General features: G+C 55.3%; 23 protein-coding genes. 9 read left to right on the forward strand and 14 right to left on the reverse strand.

Going from position 1 to position 22,832, the window contains the following annotated elements; genetic code table 11:
* Positions 1 to 5: 5 nt before the first annotated feature.
* From FEF65_RS09080 to FEF65_RS09125, 10 genes are read right to left on the reverse strand one after another with little or no spacing between them, the layout of a single operon-like run.
* Positions 6 to 887 carry a flagellin N-terminal helical domain-containing protein gene (locus tag FEF65_RS09080; RefSeq protein WP_138239496.1) on the reverse strand — a complete coding sequence of 294 codons (882 nt, stop codon included), beginning with the start codon at positions 885 to 887 and terminating at the stop codon, positions 6 to 8.
* Positions 884 to 2,617, reverse strand: coding sequence for a flagellar hook-associated protein FlgK (gene flgK / locus FEF65_RS09085; protein WP_138239497.1), 1,734 nt, complete (start codon positions 2,615 to 2,617; stop codon positions 884 to 886). The genes FEF65_RS09080 and flgK overlap by 4 nt, the downstream gene beginning before the upstream one ends.
* A complete protein-coding gene (flgN, locus tag FEF65_RS09090; protein WP_170304436.1) occupies positions 2,614 to 3,072 on the reverse strand; it encodes a flagellar export chaperone FlgN in 459 nt (152 codons plus the stop codon). The genes flgK and flgN overlap by 4 nt, the downstream gene beginning before the upstream one ends.
* The gene (gene flgM, locus FEF65_RS09095; RefSeq protein WP_138239498.1) at positions 3,063 to 3,350 is read right to left on the reverse strand and encodes a flagellar biosynthesis anti-sigma factor FlgM; all 288 of its coding nucleotides are present in this window, start codon (positions 3,348 to 3,350) and stop codon (positions 3,063 to 3,065) included. The genes flgN and flgM overlap by 10 nt, the downstream gene beginning before the upstream one ends.
* On the reverse strand, positions 3,337 to 3,804 hold the full coding sequence (locus FEF65_RS09100) for a rod-binding protein (RefSeq protein ID WP_138239499.1): 468 nt from the start codon (positions 3,802 to 3,804) through the stop codon (positions 3,337 to 3,339). The genes flgM and FEF65_RS09100 overlap by 14 nt, the downstream gene beginning before the upstream one ends.
* Positions 3,804 to 4,922: a flagellar basal body P-ring protein FlgI gene (locus FEF65_RS09105; RefSeq protein WP_138239500.1), complete on the reverse strand. Its 1,119-nt coding sequence runs from the start codon at positions 4,920 to 4,922 to the stop codon at positions 3,804 to 3,806. Before FEF65_RS09105 ends, FEF65_RS09100 begins: the two co-directional genes overlap by 1 nt.
* Entirely contained in the window at positions 4,910 to 5,605 is a 696-nt protein-coding gene (locus tag FEF65_RS09110) for a flagellar basal body L-ring protein FlgH (RefSeq protein WP_138239501.1), read from the reverse strand. The genes FEF65_RS09105 and FEF65_RS09110 overlap by 13 nt, the downstream gene beginning before the upstream one ends.
* The gene (flgA, locus tag FEF65_RS09115) at positions 5,602 to 6,297 is read right to left on the reverse strand and encodes a flagellar basal body P-ring formation chaperone FlgA (protein WP_138239502.1); all 696 of its coding nucleotides are present in this window, start codon (positions 6,295 to 6,297) and stop codon (positions 5,602 to 5,604) included. Before flgA ends, FEF65_RS09110 begins: the two co-directional genes overlap by 4 nt.
* Positions 6,298 to 6,300: 3 nt before the next feature.
* Positions 6,301 to 7,089, reverse strand: coding sequence for a flagellar basal-body rod protein FlgG (gene flgG / locus FEF65_RS09120; protein ID WP_138239503.1), 789 nt, complete (start codon positions 7,087 to 7,089; stop codon positions 6,301 to 6,303).
* Between the two features lie 45 nt (positions 7,090 to 7,134).
* Positions 7,135 to 7,878 carry a flagellar hook-basal body protein gene (locus FEF65_RS09125; RefSeq protein ID WP_138239504.1) on the reverse strand — a complete coding sequence of 248 codons (744 nt, stop codon included), beginning with the start codon at positions 7,876 to 7,878 and terminating at the stop codon, positions 7,135 to 7,137.
* 240 nt (positions 7,879 to 8,118) lie between these two features.
* Between FEF65_RS09125 and FEF65_RS09130 the strand changes: the two genes are divergently transcribed.
* Both FEF65_RS09130 and FEF65_RS09135 read left to right on the forward strand, forming a co-directional pair.
* The gene (locus FEF65_RS09130; protein WP_138239505.1) at positions 8,119 to 8,691 is read left to right on the forward strand and encodes a LexA family protein; all 573 of its coding nucleotides are present in this window, start codon (positions 8,119 to 8,121) and stop codon (positions 8,689 to 8,691) included.
* Positions 8,692 to 8,735: 44 nt separating this feature from the next.
* On the forward strand, positions 8,736 to 9,968 hold the full coding sequence (locus FEF65_RS09135) for a DNA polymerase IV (RefSeq protein ID WP_138239506.1): 1,233 nt from the start codon (positions 8,736 to 8,738) through the stop codon (positions 9,966 to 9,968).
* Here the strand turns inward: FEF65_RS09135 and FEF65_RS09140 are convergent.
* Together FEF65_RS09140 and FEF65_RS09145 are read right to left on the reverse strand one after the other, a co-directional pair.
* The gene (locus FEF65_RS09140; protein ID WP_138239507.1) at positions 9,951 to 12,509 is read right to left on the reverse strand and encodes an ATP-binding protein; all 2,559 of its coding nucleotides are present in this window, start codon (positions 12,507 to 12,509) and stop codon (positions 9,951 to 9,953) included. The two genes, FEF65_RS09135 and FEF65_RS09140, sit on opposite strands and share 18 nt — an antisense overlap.
* Positions 12,510 to 13,523, reverse strand: a complete 1,014-nt coding sequence (locus FEF65_RS09145; RefSeq protein WP_138239508.1) for an ABC transporter substrate-binding protein — start codon at positions 13,521 to 13,523, stop codon at positions 12,510 to 12,512.
* Positions 13,524 to 13,723: 200 nt separating this feature from the next.
* Between FEF65_RS09145 and FEF65_RS09150 the strand changes: the two genes are divergently transcribed.
* The 6 genes from FEF65_RS09150 (at position 13,724) to FEF65_RS13405 (ending at position 17,795) form a co-directional block, all read left to right on the forward strand.
* Complete coding sequence (locus FEF65_RS09150) at positions 13,724 to 14,188, forward strand: aminoacyl-tRNA deacylase (protein WP_138239509.1); 465 nt, start codon at positions 13,724 to 13,726, stop codon at positions 14,186 to 14,188.
* 273 nt (positions 14,189 to 14,461) lie between these two features.
* Positions 14,462 to 15,106, forward strand: coding sequence for a response regulator (locus FEF65_RS09155; protein ID WP_138239510.1), 645 nt, complete (start codon positions 14,462 to 14,464; stop codon positions 15,104 to 15,106).
* Positions 15,107 to 15,201: 95 nt separating this feature from the next.
* Positions 15,202 to 15,468 carry an ATP synthase subunit c family protein gene (locus FEF65_RS09160; protein ID WP_138239511.1) on the forward strand — a complete coding sequence of 89 codons (267 nt, stop codon included), beginning with the start codon at positions 15,202 to 15,204 and terminating at the stop codon, positions 15,466 to 15,468.
* Positions 15,469 to 15,721: 253 nt separating this feature from the next.
* Positions 15,722 to 16,162, forward strand: coding sequence for a DNA-binding transcriptional response regulator (locus FEF65_RS09165; RefSeq protein WP_138239512.1), 441 nt, complete (start codon positions 15,722 to 15,724; stop codon positions 16,160 to 16,162).
* On the forward strand, positions 16,159 to 16,617 hold the full coding sequence (locus FEF65_RS09170; protein ID WP_138239513.1) for a response regulator: 459 nt from the start codon (positions 16,159 to 16,161) through the stop codon (positions 16,615 to 16,617). The genes FEF65_RS09165 and FEF65_RS09170 overlap by 4 nt, the downstream gene beginning before the upstream one ends.
* Before the next feature lie 947 nt (positions 16,618 to 17,564).
* Positions 17,565 to 17,795 carry a hypothetical protein gene (locus FEF65_RS13405; protein WP_161595217.1) on the forward strand — a complete coding sequence of 77 codons (231 nt, stop codon included), beginning with the start codon at positions 17,565 to 17,567 and terminating at the stop codon, positions 17,793 to 17,795.
* Between the two features lie 17 nt (positions 17,796 to 17,812).
* Here the strand turns inward: FEF65_RS13405 and oadA are convergent, their stop codons facing one another.
* A complete protein-coding gene (gene oadA, locus FEF65_RS09175) occupies positions 17,813 to 19,663 on the reverse strand; it encodes a sodium-extruding oxaloacetate decarboxylase subunit alpha (RefSeq protein WP_138239514.1) in 1,851 nt (616 codons plus the stop codon).
* Positions 19,664 to 19,733: 70 nt separating this feature from the next.
* On the reverse strand, positions 19,734 to 21,152 hold the full coding sequence (locus FEF65_RS09180) for an acetyl-CoA carboxylase biotin carboxylase subunit (protein WP_138239515.1): 1,419 nt from the start codon (positions 21,150 to 21,152) through the stop codon (positions 19,734 to 19,736).
* Positions 21,153 to 21,667: 515 nt separating this feature from the next.
* Here FEF65_RS09180 and FEF65_RS09185 point away from each other — a divergent pair.
* Positions 21,668 to 22,783, forward strand: a complete 1,116-nt coding sequence (locus FEF65_RS09185) for a S1C family serine protease (protein ID WP_238701310.1) — start codon at positions 21,668 to 21,670, stop codon at positions 22,781 to 22,783.
* Positions 22,784 to 22,832: the final 49 nt, after the last annotated feature.

Here is a 22,832-nt window from a genome sequence, read left to right on the forward strand (position 1 = left end):
ATGCGTTACCTCAGAAAGTTGGTGAGGCTGAGAGATTTTAGCTGATTTACCAGGTTGTATGATGCCTGCAGGGCAAGGTTGGACTGCTGGATCTGGGCAATCACTGCCGGGATATCGGCTGCTTCGTGTGTCGTAATCTGTTGCTGAAGGTTGGCCTGCATGTCTGTAATCGCAGTTTTGTTCAACTGAACACCATTGAGGCGGGCGCCGACATCACTGGTCAGGTTAACAATAGCATCGCCTGCCGTGGTCAGTGTACCGATGGCATTCTGAATACCGGCGGTGTCATTATTCTGCAGGGCGGTACGCAGCCCCTCCAGTGCGGCGATGGAGCTGGCAAAGGCCGGATCGTCGCCTCGTACATTACTGACAATCTGTACGCCATTATTGGTGATTACGCTGCGGTCCTGGGCATTACCGTTGTATACGGTGTTACCCAGAGCATCGGTGACAAAGGCCTGTTTGTCGACGGCGGTACCGGCAAACAGTGATTGTCCCTGCCATTTCTGGTTGGCATCGCTGATCAGCTGATTGAGCAGCTGGGTGGCCTCCTGAGCCGCACTCAGGCGTTCTGTGGCGCCGGCACCGGTGGTGCCAAGCTGAACGGCAACCGTCTGTGCGCGCTTGAGTACATTACCCATATCATTGAGCATGGTCATACTGCTGTTTAGTCGAGATTCTGCAGTGGTGACGGCATTCAGATCACCCTGCAGGGTGACCTGGGTATGACGAAGATCCAGCGATATCTTGTAGTCCATACCTGATTGCGCAGGGGTCTGGAAGCGGGTGCCGGAGGAGACCTGGGCATTGCCCTGATTCTGCAGATCCTGCTGTCGTTTCACCCCGCTCAGCAGGGTGTTATACATCTGTGCGGTAGTTACTCTCATCGGATCAGCCCCATCAATGAATCGAGCATCGTGTTTGTGGTCGTGATGACCTTGGCCGATGCCTCATAGGCACGCTGGAACTGAATCATTGCCACAAGCTCTTCATCGGTATTGACACCGGAGATGGCCTGCTGCTGGGCGGTGAGAGAGTCAGACTCAGCAGTGCGGTACTGCAATTGCTGGAGTGATGTTGCCACATCGCTGCCATACTGGGTGGATACATTGGTGCTGCGGTCATTCAGGCTGGCGCTGGTGCTGCCATCGACCGAAATGGCCTGATTCTGTAGCTGCATGATGGCAATAGAGGCACTGTTATCGGCGGTGGAGAGGGCTGATGTCAGCGGATCGACCCGGCCGGTGGCAATGCTGGCCGGATTAGCCTTGATATCGGCCGCAACACCGATCGTTGCTGCTGTTGAACCGGTAAAAAAGGTATTGACCTCATAGGCGGCAAGTACGTTGCTGGTGTCGTTTGACATGGCAATCGTATTGCCGGCAGCGGCGGTAATATTCAGGTGGCCGGTTGCATCAATGCTGGCTGTTACACCGGCGACCGCATTCAGGCTGGTGACGATATCGTTCATGGTGGTCACACCGGCGGTGACAGGGATCGAGGTGCCGCCGGCAGGGGTGGCTGCACCCGTTGCATCATACACATGAATCTGGAAGCTGCCCGTCTGAATCTTGGCTGCAAATGGTGCGACTTGTCCCGGATCATTCAGGGGGAGTGTGGCATTGACCGTCTGACCTGCCGTCATGGCTGCTTTTGCCGTGCCTGAGGTCGCGCTGGCATGGATCTGGTTGACCGAGAAGGCGAGGTTGGCGGCAATGCTGTTGATCTGCTGGAGATATGAGCCAAGGTTGTTATCGCGCAGCTGGATCAGGCCGCCAATACTGCCACCGCCCTGACCGGGGTCTTTGATCGGCTGGCCGGTGTTGGCAATGACCAGTCCGCCAAAGCCATTGGCTGCAGCAGTGCCGCGGGCAATATGGTTGGCCACACCATCCTGGGCAAGCAGATCACCGCTGGCCGTCTGCAGTAAAAGGCCGCCATCCTGGGTGGCAATCTGTTTGACCGGGATCAGGGCCGAGAGGTTGCGGACCGTCTGATCGCGCTGATCGCGCAGGTCGTTGGCGGCACCGACCGCACCTTGCTGGCCGCTCTCAAGCTGGCTGATCTGGGTGGTTTGCAGGGCAATCGTATCGATATACAGGTTGGCCTGCTGAATCTGGGTGTCGATCTGGGTGTTGGCACTGGTCTGTGCTGTGGTCAGCTGGCTGTTCATGTTGATCAGATTGGTTGCCAGCGTATCACTTTTTGCCAGTACGTTAAATTTCTGGCCATTATCAAGCGGGTTGTTGGCCAGTTGCTGCCAGGAGAGGAAGAAGTCATTCAGCGAAGCAGCAAGGCCGGTATTTTGCAGGCTGCCAAAGACATTCTGTACAGCATTCAAACCGTTGTTCACGGTGGTCCAGTAACCTTTCTGGGCACCATTATCGAGCAGGGCATTATTGATCACCGGATCAACGATCCGGTTGACGCTGGCCACGTTGACGCCTCTGCCAAAGCTGAGGCCGGCGATGGTATCAGGCGTCATGGTGGCAAGCGTCGCTGTCTGCTTGGAGTAGCCAGGGGTGTTGGCGTTGGAAATATTATTCGACACCACATTCATGGCTTTTTGCTGCGCCTGCAGGCTGGACGCGGCGATCTTGAGGCTATCGAAGATCATCGGGACATGTTCCGGCCATAGGTCTGCTCTTTCTGAACAAGACCCAGGTGCTGAAGAATCGTGGTTGAAACATTATAGGCTGCGCGCAGGCGCAGGCTGTTTTCCTGACTCTGGCGGTCAATGCGAATCATGCGCTCATAGAGTTTCCGGCGCAGAGCCTGGAACTCGGCAGTTTTTTCCCCTGCGACCATATCAATCAGTACTTCAAGGGACATTTCTGCCGGTACACCGGCGCGGGCAAGCAATCCTTTTCCCTCCTGCTCGAGCCGGGCCATGCACTGATGAATGACAATACGCTGCTCTGTCAGGGCCAGAATCTGCTCACCATCCACCATGCGGATCGCTTCATACTCCTTACCGGCCACGATCTCCAGCTCACGCGCACAGGCATCCATTTTATTAAGGAAATCACGGATATCGGTCAGGGTTTTCGCAGGTAATTGGGTCAGGACCATGGGTGCTCCGCCAGCGCGTTGGCAACGATCTGTGTTGCCACCTTGCGGCTGTCTGTTTTAAACGTACCCTTTTCAAGCGCATCGCGGATCTCTTCAATACGCTCCATGCGTACGTCTGATATATCTGCCAGCATAATCTGTGCCTTTTCACGCAGACTGGCTGAATCGGCTACCTGAACCGAGTCGCGGCTTTTGCCGGCCGCCGGCTTTTTGCTGGCTGCCTTGCTGCCACTGCTCTTGTGGATGCCGGTTGCTCCGCCCGAGTTATTGATGCGCATTGCCGGTTACCTCCAGGGTCAAATCACTGCTCATTTTCAACTTATCGGCAGTTTGGCTAATAGCTTGAGCTTGAGGGTGGCTGGATGCCTCCAGCTGTCGATAGACGGCATTGGCGATACCGATGCTATTGTGTTTGGTCGCCGCCTGGGCAATGGCTTCATCCATCATCGAGGCATGCACATCTTCGGCAAAGCCATGTGGCATGAAGTCGGACTTGGTGACGGTGCTGCGCATCTCGCTCATCATCTGCTGCATAAAGATGGCTTCAAACTGGACACTGGCCTTCCACAGGGCGGGATCTTTGGGTTTACTGTCGGATACCGGTACCTGTGGTCCGATACTGTGCAGGGGGAGACGGGGCGCTGTAGGGCGGCTGCCTGCTGCCTGCTGGCTCTGCTGCATCCGCTCTTTTTGCATGATGCCGCTGATGACGGTTTCGACTACATCGCGCATTACATCGTCCTCAGTTCGGCATGCAGGGCACCGGCAGCCTTGATGGCCTGCAGAACGGCAATCAGGTCACTCGGTGTTGCACCGACGGCATTCAGTGCGGTGACCAGTTGAGAGAGAGAGACCTGTTTCGGCAGCACGACCAGTTTGGCCTCTGCTTCATCGACATTGACCTTGGTGCGATCGACGGTCGTGGTCTGGCCGCCACCGAAGGCATTGGGTTGTGATACCTGCGGGCTTTCGGTGATGCTGACGCTGATATTGCCGTGGGCAACCGCAACGGTGTCGATCCGCACTTCCTGACCCATGACGATGGTGCCGGTGCGTTCATCCACCATGACGATAGCCGGATGATCCAGGGAGATATCGATCTGCTCAAGTCTGGCAATCAGTTCGACGGCATTGCTGTCGGGATTCCAGACCTGTACGGTGCCTGAATCCACAGCCCGGGCCATGCCTTTGCCAAGGGCGGCATTGATCGCATCCTGCATATGTTTGGCGGTGGTGAAATCGGGGTTACGCAGGCTTAGGGTGACCTTTTCCTGATCAGCCGACAGGCCGTGCGGGGCTGCGCGTTCGACACGGGCACCGTTGGGAATACGGGCTGCGGTCGGGTGCCCCTTGGTGGTGCTGGCGCTCTTGCCGCTGACGCTGAAACCACCGGTGGAGAGACCGCCCTGGGCGACAGCATACGGACGGCCGTCACCGCCCAGCAGAGGGGTGACCAGCAGGGTGCCGCCACGCAGATCCTTGGCATCACCGATACTTGAAACGGTGACATCCAGCTGTGAACCGGGACGGGCAAACGGAGGCAGGTCTGCAGTCACCATCACGGCTGCGATATTTTTCGGCTTCATCTTGGTGATATCCGCCCGCACGTTGACGCCAAGCCGTTCCAGCAGGGCGGTAATGCTGTTGATGGTGAACGGAGAGGAGGTGCCGGAATCGCCGGTGCCGTTCAGGCCGACGACCAGGCCATAGCCGATCAGGGCATTGCCGCGCACGCCTTCAATATCGGCCAGATCCTTGATGCGCTCGGCCTGGGCGGCGAGCGGTGCCAGCAGCAGCCACAGGGTGGCCAGCAACAGGGTGGCAAAACGGGTGGGGGTTAGAATGGCCATATCACATCCAGTGTTTTGGACATCCACCCTTCGTGAGCCGTATTGGCCAGTGAACCTGTGCCACCATAGCTGATGTTGGCCTGGGCGACCTTGGAGGATGGAATGGTATTATCCGGGGCAATATCGACCGGGCGGATGATGCCCGCGAAGGTAATCTCCTGTGGCTCATGGTTGATAATGAGCTGACGCTTGCCAACGATGCGCATATTGCCGTTGGGATAGACTTCGGTAACCACCGAGGTGACGCTGGCGGTCAGGGTATCGGAGTTGTTGGTGGAGCCTGCACCATCAAAGCTCTTCGAGTTGGTCATGCCGACACTGCCGTTCGGATTTACATTGGCATTTTGCAGGGCGCCGCCGTAATTAATGGTGGCATTGAGGGCAGTGTCACGGGCGGATTTTTTACTCTGTTTGCTGCCGAGTGAGCGTGTGGCCTTGGCTGTTTCGGAGACCAGTACGGTAATCAGATCACCGACCCGCGAGGCCTTGGAGTCACTCAGCAGTCCGGCGCCACCACTGGCCCACAGGGAACCATTGTTTGCCGTGTCCGGGATCGGGGTGTTCAATGCCTGGTCAACCAGCTGTTTTTGCTGTGTCTCGGCCTCTTTGTCGACCCGTGGCATACAGCCGCCAAGTACGATGGAGGCGAGCGTAAGCAGCGAGAGCGCGGTTTTGATGTTCATCCCTGACCTCCATTCAATGATACGCGTACCAGTCCGGCTTTTTCAACAACGGCCTGAATGATCTCTTTGCTGCGCATGTTTCTGACCATGATGCGTTCACCGGCAATGGCCGAACGCAATGCAGTGCCTTCAGCGCGAATATGCAGGCCGCCAGCCTCCAGAATAATGGTGACGGTATCACCGCGTTTGACCAGCGGTGGCATGGTGACCTGATTGCTCTGAATAACGGCACCGGCAGCGAGCGGGCGGTTCAGGCGCATGCCGGCAAGCTCTCTGGCATCGCTCCACCAGTTTCCGCTATGGCCGGAAATATCGGTACGGCTTTTTGTCATCATATCCATTGTCAGCAAGGTTCGTGCCGGAATGTTTTTGCGGGTGACAATGGCCTCTGCCATCCAGCGCACACGTACCGATACATACCAGCGACGGGCTCCCTGCTCGGCAATCAGTGAAAAGCGTCCCGGATGGCCATGCAGCGACAGCGGCAGCGACCAGTGCATGCTTCCGCGGGCTTCCGGCCAGTGATCAACACCTGCCAGTTCTGCCGTTGCTCCCTGCACCACCACGCCGCGGTTAAAAAACGCAGACAGTGATTGTTGCATCGCTTTGTCCACCTCTGCTGCCTGTAGCTGTATGGTCAGCAGTGGCAGGCAGAGAGCGAGGAGCAGGGCGTTAATGGTCAGGCGGCGCATGGCTTACTTCTTGACGTTATTGGCGGTCTGCAGCATTTCGTCGGATGCCTGAATCGCTTTGGAGTTCATTTCATAAGCGCGCTGACCGGCAATCAGATTGACCATCTCTTCCACCATGCTGACATTGGACATCTCCAGTGCGCCCTGGCCGATTGAACCAAGTCCGTTGCTGGTCGGATTGCCGATGACAGGCTGTCCGGATGAGTTGCTTGGCTGGAACATATTGCCGCCAAGCTTGGTCAAACCTGCCGGGTTGAGAAAGTCGGCGATCTGGATCTGGCCGAGCACGGTCTGGGTGGCATTAGGCTGTACCACGGAGACAGTGCCATCTGCTGCTACATGAATCGACTGTGCATCGGCCGGGATGGTAATGCCTGGCTGCAGCAGGTCGCCGTTCTGGGTGACGATCTGGCCGGTGGCATCGAGACTGAAGGAGCCGGCACGGGTGTAGGCGGTTTCGCCGTTGGCCAGCTGAACCTGGAAAAAGCCACGTCCCTGAACGGCCATATCGAGCGGGTTGTTGGTTTGCTGGAAGCTGCCTTCGGAGAAGACGCTGTCGACACTTGCTGTGCGCACACCAAGACCGACCTGAATACCGTTCGGCAGCTGTGTGCCGGCAGAACTCGCTTCCGAGCCGGGTGACTTGATCTGTTGGTACATCAGATCCTGGAAGTTGGCACGGCCGCGTTTGAAGCCGTTGGTGTTGACGTTGGCAATATTGTTGGAGATCACGTCGACGTTGAGGTTCTGTGCTGCCATACCGGTGGCCGCTGTCCATAGTGCTCGCATCATAATAAAACTCCCTTTTCCTTTATCTCTGTTCTTTTGTTATTCAATTTAACCCTGCACCATGCCGACGCGGTCGCTCAGCTGGGAGGCAATCTGGTTGTACTGCTCAACGACCTTCATCATCGACTGGTAGCTGCGCATCGTGTCGACAATCTGGGTCATGGCGAGAACGGAATTGACATTGGCGTCCTCAAGGCTGCCCTGATGTACGCTGATCGTGTTATCGGCCGGCGTGGTGTTTGCCTGCGGGGTTTTGATCAGTACGCCGCCAATTTTTTCCATCTGTTTCGGATCGGTGATCATGGAGATGCCGAGGTCGGCAACCGGTTGCCCGTTGACGTAGATACTGCCATTTTCGGTGGTGCTGACTTTGCCGATTGGCAACTGAACGGGCGCGCCATTCTTGTCGAGGATTTTCAGTCCGCTCTGGGTCATCAGCGTGCCTTCACCATCTGTCTTGAAGTTACCGGCACGTGTCAGGGCTTCGCTGCCATCCTGCATCTGTACCCTGAAATATCCCTTGCCGTTGATGGCGAAATCGAGGTCGCCACCGGTCTGGCGGATATTGCCGGACTCGGTGCTGATATACTGGGTGTTGGTCGACAGGTAAGCTGCCGAGGTGGAATCCGGTGCACCGGTGCGGCCCATCTGGTTGGAGAACATCGATGAAAAGGCGGTGCGGTCCTGCATGTAGCCGACGGTGTTGACGTTGGCCAGGTTGTTGGCGATGCCATCCAGCTTATTCTGGGCCATCTGTCCTGCGACGCCTGAGATGTAGAAACCGAGATTCATATGCAACTCCTGCCATTGGATTCCTTACCCGCCCTGTCGCAAAAAAGCGGCCAACTTTTCACTTGGGTGAACTCCTTTGATTACAGCTAGTTACGGTTGCAGTTATTTTCCGGATGATGGCATGGGGCAATTTTTTCCCGTACTCACAGGGAGATTTTGCCATAAGACGCCTGTGGCAGTGTGTGCATTTTTCCATCTGTCAGGCTTGCCAAGTGTACGAACGACCACCATACTGTGGCCATGGTGAATAAGGATCATCTCTATCTCGGTCGCTTGCAGGACTATTATGCCCTTTACCGGCTGATTCCATCGTATGCCGATATTGCGGCTCTGATTGGTGTCAGCAAGCAGGGGGCGGTCAAATTTGTCGACCGGATGATTTTTGCCGGCTACCTGCAGAAGGCGCCGGGCGGGCGACTGAGTCCGGCCAATATGTTTTTTGCCCGTCCGCACGTGGGGCAGGCCCCGGCCGGGTTTGCCAGTCCGGCGACCGAGGTGCTGGGCGATGCGATCACCATTGATGACTATCTGGTTGAGCATCCGTCCAAAACAGTGCTGGTGGCGGTCAGTGGTCACTCCATGATTGATGCCGGTATTCATGATGGTGATTTTCTGATTGTCGAGCGCAATACCAATCCCTCGATCGGCCGGATTGTGGTGGCAATTGTCGATGGTGACTTTACCATCAAATATCTGCGTACAGGACCGCGAGGGATGTATCTGGAGCCGGCCAATGTTGATTACCCGTGCATCTATCCCGAACAGTCACTTGATATTTATGGCGAAGTGGTGGGGCAGTTTCGCAAGTTTTAAGGTGATGGCTGCCTTTTGAGCTGGCAGCAGAAAAGGTTGCGGTGATGAAAGATAGTGACTGGTCGAATGTGATTGCACATGTTGATTGCGATGCATTTTACGCCTCTTGTGAGTTGGTCCGTTATCCGCAACTGAAAGGGCGGCCCGTATGTGTGCTCTCCAGTCATCATGCTATTGTGGTGGCAAAAAGCTACGATGCCAGAGCGCTGGGCATCACCACCGGCATGCCTGTTTGGGAGGCTCGTAAAATTGCACCACAGGCAGCATTTCTGGCTGCCGATTTCCGCTATTATGGTCTGATGTCAGGCAAGGTGTTCTCTATTTTGCGGCGTTATAGTCCGGAGATTGAAATCTACTCGATTGATGAGGGGTTTCTGGATATGAACGGGGTCCGCTCGCTTTGGAGAAGGTCATTTTTGCAGCTGGCCGATGATATCCGTCTTGCTATCCGCAGTGAGACCGGTCTGACTGCGTCGGTGGGTATTGCGCCGACCCGTACACTGGCCAAGATGGCTTCGGAAGCGAATAAACCCGATGGCATCCTGGTGTTGCCGGCCAGTCATATCGACCGTTTTTTGTATCATCAGGCGGTTGCTGCGATTCCGGGGATGGGGCGTAACCGCACGGCATTGCTGCGCACGTTGCATATTCATACCGCCAGTCAGTTCGCCTGTATGGATGAGGCTCTGATACGGCAGCTGCTTGGCCGGCAGGGTGTAACCCTCAAATATGAGCTGAACGGCCATCCGGTGCTGCCACTGGAGACGATACCATCACTACCGCAAAGCATTGCCCGAACGGCCTCCATGGGCGAGGTCAGCGGTCAGCGCAGTCTGCTGGCTGCCCATCTGAGCTGGCATGCCACGCGGCTGGTGTCGGAGCTGGTTGCCAAAAGCCTGCTGGCGCAGCGTATCGATATTTTTCTTACCCTTGCCTCGGGCGAAACGAACAGGGTGGATATGGTACTTGAGGTACCGAGCAATAGCCTGAAACGGATCATGGGGGTGGTAAAAGAGGGGTTGATGCGGTTATTCCGGGCAGGGGAGCGTTATCGTGGTTGTGGCGTGGTTGCCACCCGTATCAGTCAGCAGCGATCTGCTACAGCGGACCTTTTCGGTCTGATGCAGGCCGACTGTCGCCAGACCACATTGATGCAGACGGTGAATCAGATCAACAGGAAATACGGCGACCGTACACTCTCACTGGCGCGTGTGCAGGGCATCCGGCCAAGGCAGGTGCTGCCCCGTTTCTGTTATCCGCTACTGATTGCCCGTTGAGTGTGATGAATCGGTCGGCTGTGTATGATGAATCATATCATGCAGCTGCCGGGAGAGGCTTGAAACCGAGAATGGCTTGTTGATCAGCACACAATCATCCCCGTCTGCGGATATGCCGGCTGCTTTGAGGCTGTCATAACCTGTGATCATCAGAAACGGCAGCCGGGGATTGCGCTGGCGCAGCAGACGGAACAGCTCCTTGCCCCCCATATGTGGCATGACGACATCCGAGATTACCGCTTTAATGTCCTGCTCATGCATGCTGAACTGATGCAGGGCATCCTTGCCATCACTGGCTGTCAGTACCCTGTAGCCGATGCCGCTGAGTACTTCGCTGATGGCATCGCGAACATCGTGCGCATCATCGACCAGCAGCACTGTTTCACCCATGCCCTGAACGATGACATCACTCTGTTCGTCGTTTGCAGAAATCACTGCGGCCTGTTCAATACGGGGCAGGTAAAGATGAAAGGTGGTTCCCTTGTGCCTGGTGCTTTCAACGGTGATCGCACCCTGAATGCGCTGGATGGCACCGAACACCATGGACAACCCCAGCCCTGTCCCTTCGCCCACGTCCTTGGTGGTGAAAAACGGTTCGAAGATTTTGTCCAGGTCCGATTTGGCAATGCCGCTGCCATTGTCGGCCACCGAAAGGTGGGCAACACGCGAAGATTTAAGTTCCGGGTGGGCCTGCATGAATGACGGTTCCATGTCATCTGCGCTCAGGCGGCAGGTGATATTCGGTTTGTCGGCCTGTTTGAGGGCATCACAGGCATTGGAGAGCAGGTTCATGATGATCTGTTGCAGCTGGGTGACATCGGCCTTGACGATGAGCTCTTCCTCACAAATATCATATATCAGGTCAATATTTTCCGGGACCACCGTTTCCGACAGTTTAAACGACTCTTTCAGCATCGAATTCAGCGACAGGCTGCTGAGCTTGACCCTGTCCTTGCGGGCAAAGCTGAGCAGTTGTTGCACCATCGTGCTTGCCCTGCTGGTGAGTGTTTCGATTTTACCAAGTTTTTCCCGTACGGTGGCAGGGTGATCCATGTTGATGTCGGCCAGATAGACGTTCCCCTGGATGGCTGCCAGCATATTATTGAAATCATGGGCAATGCCGCCAACGAGGGTGCCGACTGCCTCCATTTTTTGTGATTGCCTGAGCCTCTCCTCAATTACCTCCTGCTCGGAAAGGTCCTGGTGAATGGCGACAACATGAACCAGCTGACTGTTGCTATTGTGGATGGGGGCCATCGACAGGCGGGTGGGAATCAGTGTGCCATCCTGATGGCGACTCATCTGGCGGCCGGTCCATGATTCTCCGGCCACTACGGTTTGCCATATTTCGTCAAAGTTTTCGCTTCCCTGTTCAGACAGGCCAAGCATGATGGCATTTTGACCGACAATGTGCTCCGGCTGATAGCCCATGATTCGGGTAAATGCCGGATTGATATACTCGATGATACCGCTGGCATCCATCAGGGTGATGGCCTCACCGGCATATTCAACTGCAGATGAAAGTTTTTGCAGCTCTTTCGTCTTTTCATCCACCAGAGCCTGCACCTCTTCATTGCGCTGCAGCAGCAGGCGGGAGCGGGAATGGAAGGTGCGGGCAATGACGATCAGCAGGATGGTAATGGTGATCCCCATGCCTGATGAGAGCAGCAGCAGGGTCAGGTCAGCCTGGTGCCAGGAGACGGATTTATCACAATACAGCGAGAGCTGCATCCCCTCCTTGCCGATGGTGACCTGTTTGTCAAAGTGAACAAGTTCAGGCGCAGTCGATGTGGTGGCATTTTTATCCGTCAGTGGCTGGTTGCGATAGAGCAGGGTGACCGATAACTGCGGAATCCGGTCAACTTCCTGCAGCAGGATTTGAGGGTCTATATCCAGCGCCAGCATGCCATTCTTCATCGCCGGATAGATTGCGCGCTCCTGCAACGAAAGCCTGCCGGCATAAAGGGCCTTGAACAGGGTGATGCTCTGCTTGCTGGTAATATCGGATTTGGCCGAAGTAATGGCTGCGGTATCAACTGCACGGTTGACCGCATTGGTAAAGGAGGGGGTGAGCAGCAGGTCGTAGCCGAGTCTCAGGATATATAACGGAGAAAAAGGCTCGATATATTTGATCGGGAATGAGCCGGCGGTACTGTCGTCCGCTGCATGAATGGTAAAGCCGATAAAGCCAAGCTCATGCATGGCGTTTTCGACATCGCTGCGTTCCGAGTGCAAGACATAGGGTGCATAGTAAATGGTGCGGATAAATGGGTAACGTTCCACCTGCTCGCTGGCCAGGATATGAAACTCATCGATATCCACCGATTCCGATGCCTTGAACAGAGAGGATATGTTATCAAGTGCCTCTATTGCTTTTCTGCTCTGTATCGACAGATCTTCCCTGATATTCTGTACCTGATTGTCGAAGGTATGCCGCTCGTCATTGATCAGGCGGTTATAACTCAGTCCGCTCATCACCGCCGTGATCAGCAGGCCAAGTACGCCGGCAAGCAGGACCGGGCGGGGGGTGGAAAAAAACATTTACCGGCTTACCCTGATCGCCTTGAGCATGATTGTTTGCGGCAGTTTGATGCCGCTGGTTTCCAGCAGTTCCGGATTGACATAGATGTTCCAGTGGCGGTTGGCTACGACAGGGATCTTGCTGATGTCGGCGCCACCCAGTACCGCCAGTGCAACATCACCGGCCCATTCACCCTGCTCCTCAGCCAGCTTGGTGATCGATAGCAGCGCATACCAGCGCATCCAGTCATAGTTGGTCACCGTCAGTATCCGGGTTTCAGCCCGGCTGACAGCGGTTGCCTGCTCCTCACTCCAGTCGCTGATGCCGGCATTGTTGCCGATGACAAGAAAGTCGCCCTGAGACTGCAGGCGTTTGAACTGTTTACTCCACTCGGCCATGGTTTTGACAAAAACCGGGGCAAGCTCGATGCCGTGGCTGCTGTAGACCTCTTTGTTGAGATCGTACTCGCGGTGCTGGGTGGTTACATCAGCGGCCAGAAATGCCCCCCGTTTTACACTGCCGAGAATGGCTTTGATCTGTTTATAAAGCGGGCGAACGGGCGAGATTTCGATCATGCCGGTGGCATTGTCATACGGATAGCCATAGGGCGCGACCGAATAGTTGATGCCGCAAAAGACAACCGGTATCGAGCTGTTTTTATAAAAGGGCTGAATCAGGTAGCGGGAGGCATTGTCATCGGCAGCGATCAGAATATCCGGCGATAACTTTTCGATATAGGCCTTTGCCTGCAGTGCCATCATTTTGCTGTGGTCATCACTCTGATGGCGTTTGCTATCCATATAAAACTTCTCAAGCCGGCATTTTCCGGCAAGTGATTTTTCAAGGCCCTGCTCAATCCCATCGTTCCACTCATAGCCGCTGTGATAGGAGGAGATGTAGAGACATGTTGCGGCATGTGGGGCAGATAAAGGGATCAGCAGCGAAACCAGTGCGACAACAGAGGCGGCAAGCCGGCGAAACAGGGGACGTTGACGACCGTATGTGGTGACGATGTTTGCAGCATATCCGATCATCCCTGCTCCTTTGAAATGGCTATACTGACGAAGAGGGCGGCATGGTTCAATGGCTGTTGTGACGTGGAAATGTGCCTGCCGGCAGGCAGTTTTATCACAAACAGGCTGTATCCGGACAGGATGGGTGTGCTATAGTGAAGGCACCTGATTTCAGACTGAAAATTACAGCGAGGACAGGGGTCACTTCGGGAGGTTCTGTCATGACGATTGCAAATACACTCAGGCAATATCTTGATGATGCATGTATTGCTTATGAAACAGTGCCGCATCCTTTTGCCGGTAGCAGCCAGCAGGCGGCAGAGGTATCCCATGTGTCGGGGAGCAGGCTTGCCAAAGGGGTTTTGCTGGCCGATGGTATCGGTTATCTGCTGGCTGTGCTGCCTTCGCCGCTACATGTCGAACTGGATGCGTTGAACGAGCAGCTCGATCGCAACCTTGAGCTGGTGGATGAAGAGGAGATCGCCCGTCTTTTCCCGGACTGTGACAGGGGGGCGATTCCGCCCGTCGGGCGCGCCTACCAGATTGAGGTTGCACTTGATGCAACGTTATTTGATGAACCTGATATCTACTTTGAAGCGGGTGATCACGTTGATCTTGTTCGTGTTGGCGGCACCGACTTTCAGACCCTCTCAAGGGGTGCCAGGCGTCTCTGCTTTGCTTATTAACCGTTGTTTTTATCAGGTTGCTTGGCATGCTTGCGTCGCGCTGAGGGTGGCCTGATTCACTTCTGGCTTGCATGCGCGCCATGGACGGACGCCACAATCCGGCAGGATAGCCGGGTTGGACGGCTTTGCCGCCGCCCGGTGAGCGGCAGGATGCATCGCGGTCTGCCTTTGTTTGCTTGAGAACGATGATGGAGTTTGAAAGGGTGAAAATCAGCAATTGTATTTTTTCAGTAACCGTCAATGCGCAGCGATGATGATGTGGGGGTTTAGGGTATGACGGCACCTGTTCGTGTGCAGCTGGTTGATGATCATGATGTGGTGCGTATCGGGTTTCGCTATCTTCTGGAGGCAGCCGGAGATATGCAGGTCGTTGCTGAATCCGCCAGTGGTAAACAGGCGTGCAGGGACTATGAGCAACACAGGCCCGATATTGTCATTATGGATATTTCGATGCCCGATATCAGCGGGCTGGAAGTGATGCGTCGAATTCTCAGGGAGGATCCCGAGGCACGGATTCTTGTGCTCAGCATGCATGCCGGCATGATGGCAGATCATGCCATGCAGCTCGGGGCCCGTGGATTTATCTGCAAAAGCAGTGGTGTGGATATGTTGCTGCCGGCTGTTCGGGCCATTATGCAGGGCGGGCGCTACCTGGATAGTGAGGTTGAGGCGGAGTCTTCGAAGCGGCAGGTTGAATCGGTCGCCGGTGCGTCACCCTCTGCGCTGACAAGGCGCGAAGTCGAGCTGTGTATGTTGCTGACAGCCGGACGATCGGTTGCCGAAATTGCAGGTGCACTGCATTTGAGCGAGAAAACCGTCTATAGCCACAGGCGCAACATTATGGACAAGCTCGGGGTTTCGACGATTATTGAGTTGGCCCAGGTGGCTTCCCGCATGGGAATTACCTATAACGGCTGAAGCAGTGCTACCGTATTTACCGGCCCTGAGCGGGTCGATTCTTATGTCCGGAAGTCGGGGGTTCAGTGCTCCGCCTGTCGCAGGAGTAGTTACAGATGCATGATCTTTCCAATTTTATGATGGCTTCGAGCGTGGCAGTCGCGCTCGGCATCGCCCTGGGGGTGACAGGGCCTGCCATTGCCGCAGGCTGGATGATCAGCCGGGCGATGGATGCCGTGTCTCACAGGCCTGAGGCGGAGCCATCCATCATGCGCCTGTTGTTTATCGGGCTTGCGATTGTGGGTGTGCTGGCGCTGGCAGTGCTGGTGATTGTGCTTATTGTCCTGTTTAATAATCCGTTGCTTGAATATCTGCTGAGGTAATCGATCTGTCCGGCATGCGTATGCCGGGACAAATGCCTGCTGAATGGTGCGGCTGCGTAAAAGACTGAGGATACGCTGGCTGATTCAGCACCGCCCTAAATAGGAATTATTCGTATACCTTTTGTCATGGCTGCCGCCTATATTGAAGCGATGAGCGCAGTCTGAGCATTGACAGGTAGTTGCCGTGATTACCATTGAGGTGGCCTGTCGGTTATTTGTCTTCCGGCTGCTCCCCAGGATCAGGAGGCGCGCAATGGTGAGAATACAGCCGAGAAAATGTCTTGTGCTTGTCGATGATACGGCAAGTGGTGATCTTGTGACCTCTTTGCTGCATCGTTATGGCTGGCGCATGCAGCTTGTTTGCGAGGATCGCGAGGCCTATGAGCATATGCTCAGGCGCCAGTTTGATGTGGTGGTTGCAGACATCGATGCAATTGATCTCGGTGGTCTGGCGTTGTTGGCCTACTGCCATCAGAATGTACCTGAGATGACCACCTATGCGCTGGCGCAGGGCGATGATCCGGAGCGAAAAAGGCTGGCCAGGGAGCTGTGCGGGTGTCAGGGGTTTCTCTATTTTCAGCGGGATGAAATGACGGATGCTGCGAGCCGGATTGCTGCAGATGCCGAGTTTCATGCTTCAGCCGCCGGGCAGGATGGCACGCCGCAGTTGTTGGCCGAAGAGGTGGCGGCATGAGTGTTGCGATACATGAGCGTGCCGGTCGTGTGCTTGTCGCTGATGATGATCATGCAAGCCGAATGCTGCTGGGCCGGATTCTTGCGCCGATCGGATTCGATATCACCTATGCCGAGAACGGTCAAAAGGCGCTGGAACTGTTTGATCATGCCGGTGGTGCATTTGATATTGTGATTACCGATATCTGTATGCCGGAGATGAACGGCGATGATCTGATTCGTGCAATTCTTGGGCGCCGGCCTGGTATGCCGATTGTGGCAATCAGTGGTTATGCCGGGCCTGAGCTGGTCCACGCCCTTGCTGCCTGCGATGCAGTATTGTTTGAGAAACCCATCAATGTCCGGGCCATGCGGGCTCATGTCGAGGCACTGGCTGCTACCCGGCAATGTGGTGCCAGCTCCTCCGCCAGTATGTGTACGATCAGTTCGCACAAGGCATCGGTGGCAGACCGCTGATGGATTGCCTGCAGGCAATCATCCGCAGGGGGGGACGGGTTCGATGTAACTGATTGTATGCGTGCAACCGGGCTGAAGGTGGCAAAGCGGTCTGCGCTTGTGACCCTGCCGGATTGTGGCATCGGACCATGGTGCGCATGCATGTATTGAAACGGGCTGGTGATAAAAAAAGGTTCATCTCGAAAGCCTGAAAACCAGTGCCGGTAACGATGGGTGAATGCCGCCTCATTCCCCCTTATAGATTTGCCGAACAGAGTGATTCGCTACAGAAGCAAGCTGCGGATGCAGCGGCTGTAGTGAATCGCTCGCATGAGGGAATCCGCAGGACAAAAATATCGGGGGCGGCTTTCTTTTACCCCTTTCTTTACCGATAAAGAAAGGGGCTGCTCTGCTTTTGGGAGATGTTGATGTATTGCCTTCCTGGCAATGATCAGAAGGCAAAGGTTGGATATACGTACTTGCCTTTGCCTGCAAATCAAACGCCTGCGTGTCTGATTTGACTCACTGTATCCTGCAGCTCACCGGGCGGCGGCAAAACCGCTTGATTCCCCCCCTTATAGATTTGCCGAACAGAGTGATTCACTACAGAAACAAGCTGCGGATGCAGCGGCTGTAGTGAATCGCTCGCATGAGGGAATCCGCAGGACAAAGATATCGGGGGCGGCTTTCTTTCGCCCCTTTCTTTACCGATAAAGAAAGGGGCTGCTCTGCTTTTGGGATATGTTGATGTATTGCCTTCCTGGCAATGATTAGAAGGCAAAGGTTGGATGTGTGCGTATTTGCCTTTGCCTGCAAATCAAACGCCTGCGTGTCTGATTTGACTCACTGCATCCTGCAGCTCACCGGGCGGCGGCAAAACCGCTTCATTCCCCCTTATAGATTTGCCGAACAGAGTGATTCACTACAGAAACAAGCTGCGGATGCAGCGGCTGTAGTGAATCGCTCGCATGAGGGAATCCGCAGGACAAAGATATCGGGGGCGGCTTTCTTTCGCCCCTTTCTTTACCGATAAAGAAAGGGGGCTGCTCTGCTTTGGCAGAGTAGGGTCGTATCGCTTTAAAAGCATCGTATCGCTGACAGGGTATAAAAACCTGCTTCAGCCATATTGCCCGCTCATGCGCGATGCACCAAAAAAAAAGCCCTCTTCAGATGAAGAGGGCTTTTTAGTCAGTGAATGATCGCAGAGCCTCCGCGATCAGTTGATTTCGATCAGGCACTCATCCGGATTGACGTTATCACCGACAGCCACATGAATGGCGGTAATGGTGCCGGATACCGGTGCATGTACCTGATTTTCCATCTTCATGGCTTCAACGGTCAGTACGGTCTGACCCGCCTCGACAGCATCACCGACAGCGACATTCACTGCCACAATGCGCCCTGGCATCGGGGTGGTGACATCGTTATCGCGGGTGGCTTTCGGACGGCGTGAGCCCTTGGAAGCCTTGCGTACATCGATGCTGCCGTTATGGGTAGGAACAACCTCGGTCAGCGTTTCAACCGTCACTTCCTCAAGGATGTTATCCACCTTGACATAGAATGGACGGATATCTTCGCTCTTGTGGCCGGAACCCTCGATCTTGATGTGGTACTTCTCGCCATGAATGGTGATGTTGAACTCGGTCGGTGCGAGGGTCGGAGCGGCAATGACTTCCGGTGCAGTGCCTTCACTGGCCGGCGCATTCAGCGGTTCAGGCTTGAGCTCGCCGCTTGCCCGCTCATCGAAATATTCCATGGCGATGGTCGGGAAGAGGGCATAGGAGAGGACGTCCTCGACCGATTTGGCCTTGTCGCCGATTTCACGGGTGAGCGCATCCATTTCAGGCTTGAGCAGATCGGCAGGGCGGATACATACCGGCTCTTCATCACCAATCGCCAGTTTGCGTACATCCTCATTGATGGTGCCGAGTGCACGGCCATAAAGACCTTTCAGGTAGTCGCGTGTCTCGTTGGTGATCACCTTGTATTTCTTGCCGGAGATCACATTCAATACTGCCTGGGTGCCGACGATCTGGCTGGTCGGGGTGACCAGTGGAGGGAAGCCGAAGTCTTCGCGTACACGCGGAATTTCGTCCAGTACTTCATCCATCCGCTCAAGTGCACCCTGATCGCGCAGCTGGTTGGCAAGATTGGAGATCATGCCGCCCGGGATCTGGTTGACAAATACGCGGGTGTCGACGCCGGTGGCATCGGATTCAAAACGGGCATACTTCTTGCGCACTTCCTTGAAGTAGGCGGCAACCTCCTGCAGGGCAACGAGGTTAAGACCGGTGTCGTATTCGGTGCCGGCAAATGCCGCAACCATTGCTTCCGTTGGCGGGTGGCTGGTGCCGCCTGCAAGCGGGCTGATCGCCGTGTCGATAATATCACAGCCGGCCTTCACAGCTTCCCACTGAACGATTTCAGCGACACCTGCAGTTGCATGGGAGTGCAGATGCAGAGGGATGGAGACTGCCTGTTTAAGGGCGGTGATCAGTTCACGGGTCGCGCTCGGGGTAAGCAGGCCGGCCATATCCTTGATGGCCAGCGTATCACAGCCCATGTCCTCGAAGCCCTTGCCCAGGTCAACAAAGTACTCAAGCGTATGTACAGGGCTGGTGGTGTAGCAGATGGTACCTTCGGCATGCTTGTTATTGGCCTTCACCTGATTGACGGCGGTGCGCACGTTGCGCAGATCATTCATGGCATCGAATACGCGGAATACATCCACACCATTGGCTGCAGCCATATCGACAAACTTTTTCACGACGTCATCAGCATAGTGGCGATAGCCAAGCAGGTTCTGGCCACGCAGCAGCATCTGGATCGGTGTGTTCGGCAGTGCCTTGTTCAGCTCACGCAGACGTACCCATGGGCCCTCTTTCAGGTAACGAAGACAGGTATCAAATGTGGCGCCGCCCCATGCTTCAATGGACCAGTAGCCGATGGCATCCAGCTTTTCACAAATCGGCAGCATGTCATCCAGACGCATGCGGGTGGCCAGCAGCGACTGATGACCATCGCGCAGGGCCAGTTCGGTAATCGCCAGTTTTTTCTTTGCATTCATATTGTTATACCTTCCAGAAAACTCATTTTGGCATCAGGTGTGATTGGCGTGCTGTGAAGAGAGGGCATGGTTACAGGCCGGCATGTACCGCGATGGCCATGGCAACGGCTGCAGCGATATCCTCACGGCGTTCATATGCCTTGTAGTCAAGCAGTTCGGGGTGTTTGTCCATAAAGCCTGTATCAAACTCTCCCGTCATAAAGACCTCGGAAGAGGCAATCGTACGATAAAACGGCAGCGTCGTTTTCATGCCGCGAATATCGTACTCGCCGAGTGCACGCTGGGCACGCATCACGGTGGTTTTCCAGTCGAGGCCGGAAACCGTCAGTTTGGCGCACATTGAATCATAATAGGGCGGGATTTCGTAGCCGGCATAAACGCAGCCATCCACTCGTACGCCCATGCCGCCGGGTGAAATGTAGCGGGTAATGCGACCGGGGGTGGGCAGGAACTGGTTTTTCGGATCTTCTGCATTGATACGGAATTCAATGGCAAAACCACGGAAGCTCAGCTCTTCCTGGGTGAATGGCAGCGGTTCACCTGCGGCAATAGCGATCTGCTGGGAGACGATGTCCACACCGGTAATCGTTTCGGTGATGGTGTGCTCCACCTGCAGACGGGTATTCATCTCCATGAACCAGAAGTTGCGATCCTTGTCGACGAGGAACTCGACCGTGCCTGCATTGACATAGTTAACAGCGCGGGCGGCCTTGATGGCGACTTCGCCCATCTGCTGACGCAGTTCAGGGGTCAGGAAGTTGCTCGGAGCAATCTCGATCAGCTTCTGATTACGGCGCTGGATGGAGCAGTCACGTTCAAACAGATGCACGATATGGCCGTGACTGTCAGCCAGAATCTGGAACTCGATATGATGCGGTTCAATGATGCACTTTTCCATGAACAGTACATCCGAGCCGAAGGCCGCCATCGCTTCGCGCTGGGTGACAATATAGTACTCACGCAGCTGCTCATCATTATCACAGCGACGAATGCCGCGACCACCACCACCGGCTGCAGCCTTGAGCATCACCGGGTAGCCCATGCCATGAGCCAGCTCAAGTGCCTGCTCAATGCTCTGCAGCTCACCGTCGGAACCCGGGATGACCGGCACACCGGCAGCAATCATTGTTTCACGGGCTTTGGTTTTGCTGCCCATATCACGGATCGCATCGGGGGAAGGGCCGATATAGGTGATGCCTGCCTCGGTGACAGCGCGGGCAAAATCCTCGTTTTCAGACAGGAAACCGTATCCCGGGTGAACGGCGTCACAACCGGAATCCAGCGCCACATTGACGATTCGATGGATGTTCAGATAACTCTTGACCGGATCAGGGCCGATCATGACGGCACGGTCGGCCTTTTTTACATGCAGGGCATGCGCATCGGCTTCTGAATAGATGGCAACAGATTCGATACCCAGTTCGCGGCACGAACGGATGATTCGAATGGCACACTCACCACGATTGGCTACTAAAACGCGTTTGAACAAGGCAGAGCTCCTTCCTGTTTGGGGGCTGGATGATAGCGGCGGATGGCTGTTTGGGCAAACAGGCTGCCATTTTGGACGTCCCTGGCAGCGGCAGATGGTGGCGGGTGCAAGCTTGAGAAAGCGCTGATGAATTCATCGCTTCGATACAGGTCATGGACTAATGCCACAATCCGGCGGCATAGCCGGATTGGACGGCTATGCCGCCTCCCGGTGAGCCGTACGATGTCGCGAGTTAAATCGAGCACCTGAATGTTTCGATTTCGTGCTGGTCAGGCCGCGCATTTGCCTTTGCGTTCCCATCATATTGCGCTGCAGGTAGCGGTGTTTTGTGTGCACCTGCCCTGATCAGCCATCGCTCTTGCGATTCCTGCATTCGCTATGAATACTTGTTCCTTGTAACAGCACCGCATGAAATGCTGGCAGGGGATGTCTGGCTGTCCTGCTATCGGGCCGGATGGGCCGCAATAGCGGCTATGAAGGCGGTGGTGCCCATGCGGTTGACCGGAGGTGAAACCATGCCAACAGATCCTCTCCTGCATCGATTAAAGTGGCTGACGGGGTGCGTGATCCTGGTGCTGGTGGTCTGGCAGTTTCTGCCACTGCTTGAGAGCCGGGTTGCAGGTCTCGGAGCCGAGCCAAGAGCTGTGACGGCACGCGGGGCGCTGGCGCAGGATGAACAGGCGACCATCGAAATTTTTGAAAAGACCAGTCCGGCCGTTGTGTTTATCTCCACCAAAAAGCGCGTACGTGATTTCTGGAGTCGTAATATATTCACGGTGCCGAAAGGGAGTGGCTCCGGATTTGTCTGGGATGATCTTGGCCATATCGTCACCAACAACCATGTGATTGAGGGGGCTTCGGAGGCGATTGTCCGGCTCAACGACGGTCGCAGTTACCATGCCGTACTGGTCGGTGCCAGCCCTTCACAGGATTTGGCCGTACTGCGCATCAATGTGCCGTTTGATCGTCCGCCACCGGTGCCGATCGGTAGCAGCCATGACCTGAAGGTGGGGCAGAAGGTGTTTGCGATCGGTAACCCGTTTGGCCTTGATTATACGCTGACCGGCGGGCTGGTGTCGGCACTCGATCGATCGCTTTCCGAAGAGAACGGAGCCACCATCGAACACCTGATTCAGACGGATGCAGCGATCAATCCGGGCAACTCCGGCGGACCGTTGCTGGATAGTGCCGGCCGTCTGATCGGCATTAATACGGCGATTTACAGCCCCTCCGGTGCCTATGCCGGTATCGGATTTGCCGTGCCGGTCGATACGGTGAACCGGGTGGTGCCGGAGCTGATTGCCCATGGAAAATATGAGCCTCCGGGTCTGGGGATTATGATGGATCCCGGGATCAACCGGTTGGCTGCCCGTCAGCTGGGGGTAGAGGGTGTGGTGGTGTTGGGTATTGAGCCCGGCTCGGCGGCGGAAAAAGCCGGTTTGCGCGGCAGTGAACGGAATGATCGGGGTGAATTGATCCCCGGTGATATTCTGCTGTCGATCAATGGCAAGGCAGTGAAATCGGTGGCAGGACTACAGGCTGCGTTGAGCGATTATGAAAGAGGTGCACGCGTTCATTTGCAGATCTGGCGTCGTGGTAACATCACGGATGTGGATGCGGTACTGCAGTAAAGATGGTCTCGCAAAAAGTCCATCCTGGCCTTTTTTCTCCACGGAAAGC

The organism is Mariprofundus erugo, from assembly GCF_005818865.1.
Classification (GTDB): Bacteria; Pseudomonadota; Zetaproteobacteria; order Mariprofundales; family Mariprofundaceae; genus Mariprofundus; species Mariprofundus erugo.

Bases quoted from the DNA above. Each gene is read 5' to 3' on its own strand.
- FEF65_RS09080 (WP_138239496.1), bottom strand. From the start codon at position 887: ATGAGAGTAACTACCGCACAGATGTATAACACCCTGCTGAGCGGGGTG.
- flgK (WP_138239497.1), bottom strand. From the start codon at position 2,617: ATGATCTTCGATAGCCTCAAGATCGCCGCGTCCAGCCTGCAGGCGCAG.
- flgN (WP_170304436.1), bottom strand. From the start codon at position 3,072: ATGGTCCTGACCCAATTACCTGCGAAAACCCTGACCGATATCCGTGAT.
- flgM (WP_138239498.1), bottom strand. From the start codon at position 3,350: ATGCGCATCAATAACTCGGGCGGAGCAACCGGCATCCACAAGAGCAGT.
- FEF65_RS09100 (WP_138239499.1), bottom strand. From the start codon at position 3,804: ATGCGCGATGTAGTCGAAACCGTCATCAGCGGCATCATGCAAAAAGAG.
- FEF65_RS09105 (WP_138239500.1), bottom strand. From the start codon at position 4,922: ATGGCCATTCTAACCCCCACCCGTTTTGCCACCCTGTTGCTGGCCACC.
- FEF65_RS09110 (WP_138239501.1), bottom strand. From the start codon at position 5,605: ATGAACATCAAAACCGCGCTCTCGCTGCTTACGCTCGCCTCCATCGTA.
- flgA (WP_138239502.1), bottom strand. From the start codon at position 6,297: ATGCGCCGCCTGACCATTAACGCCCTGCTCCTCGCTCTCTGCCTGCCA.
- flgG (WP_138239503.1), bottom strand. From the start codon at position 7,089: ATGATGCGAGCACTATGGACAGCGGCCACCGGTATGGCAGCACAGAAC.
- FEF65_RS09125 (WP_138239504.1), bottom strand. From the start codon at position 7,878: ATGAATCTCGGTTTCTACATCTCAGGCGTCGCAGGACAGATGGCCCAG.
- FEF65_RS09130 (WP_138239505.1), top strand. From the start codon at position 8,119: ATGGTGAATAAGGATCATCTCTATCTCGGTCGCTTGCAGGACTATTAT.
- FEF65_RS09135 (WP_138239506.1), top strand. From the start codon at position 8,736: ATGAAAGATAGTGACTGGTCGAATGTGATTGCACATGTTGATTGCGAT.
- FEF65_RS09140 (WP_138239507.1), bottom strand. From the start codon at position 12,509: ATGTTTTTTTCCACCCCCCGCCCGGTCCTGCTTGCCGGCGTACTTGGC.
- FEF65_RS09145 (WP_138239508.1), bottom strand. From the start codon at position 13,523: ATGATCGGATATGCTGCAAACATCGTCACCACATACGGTCGTCAACGT.
- FEF65_RS09150 (WP_138239509.1), top strand. From the start codon at position 13,724: ATGACGATTGCAAATACACTCAGGCAATATCTTGATGATGCATGTATT.
- FEF65_RS09155 (WP_138239510.1), top strand. From the start codon at position 14,462: ATGACGGCACCTGTTCGTGTGCAGCTGGTTGATGATCATGATGTGGTG.
- FEF65_RS09160 (WP_138239511.1), top strand. From the start codon at position 15,202: ATGCATGATCTTTCCAATTTTATGATGGCTTCGAGCGTGGCAGTCGCG.
- FEF65_RS09165 (WP_138239512.1), top strand. From the start codon at position 15,722: ATGGTGAGAATACAGCCGAGAAAATGTCTTGTGCTTGTCGATGATACG.
- FEF65_RS09170 (WP_138239513.1), top strand. From the start codon at position 16,159: ATGAGTGTTGCGATACATGAGCGTGCCGGTCGTGTGCTTGTCGCTGAT.
- FEF65_RS13405 (WP_161595217.1), top strand. From the start codon at position 17,565: ATGAGGGAATCCGCAGGACAAAGATATCGGGGGCGGCTTTCTTTCGCC.
- oadA (WP_138239514.1), bottom strand. From the start codon at position 19,663: ATGAATGCAAAGAAAAAACTGGCGATTACCGAACTGGCCCTGCGCGAT.
- FEF65_RS09185 (WP_238701310.1), top strand. From the start codon at position 21,668: ATGCCAACAGATCCTCTCCTGCATCGATTAAAGTGGCTGACGGGGTGC.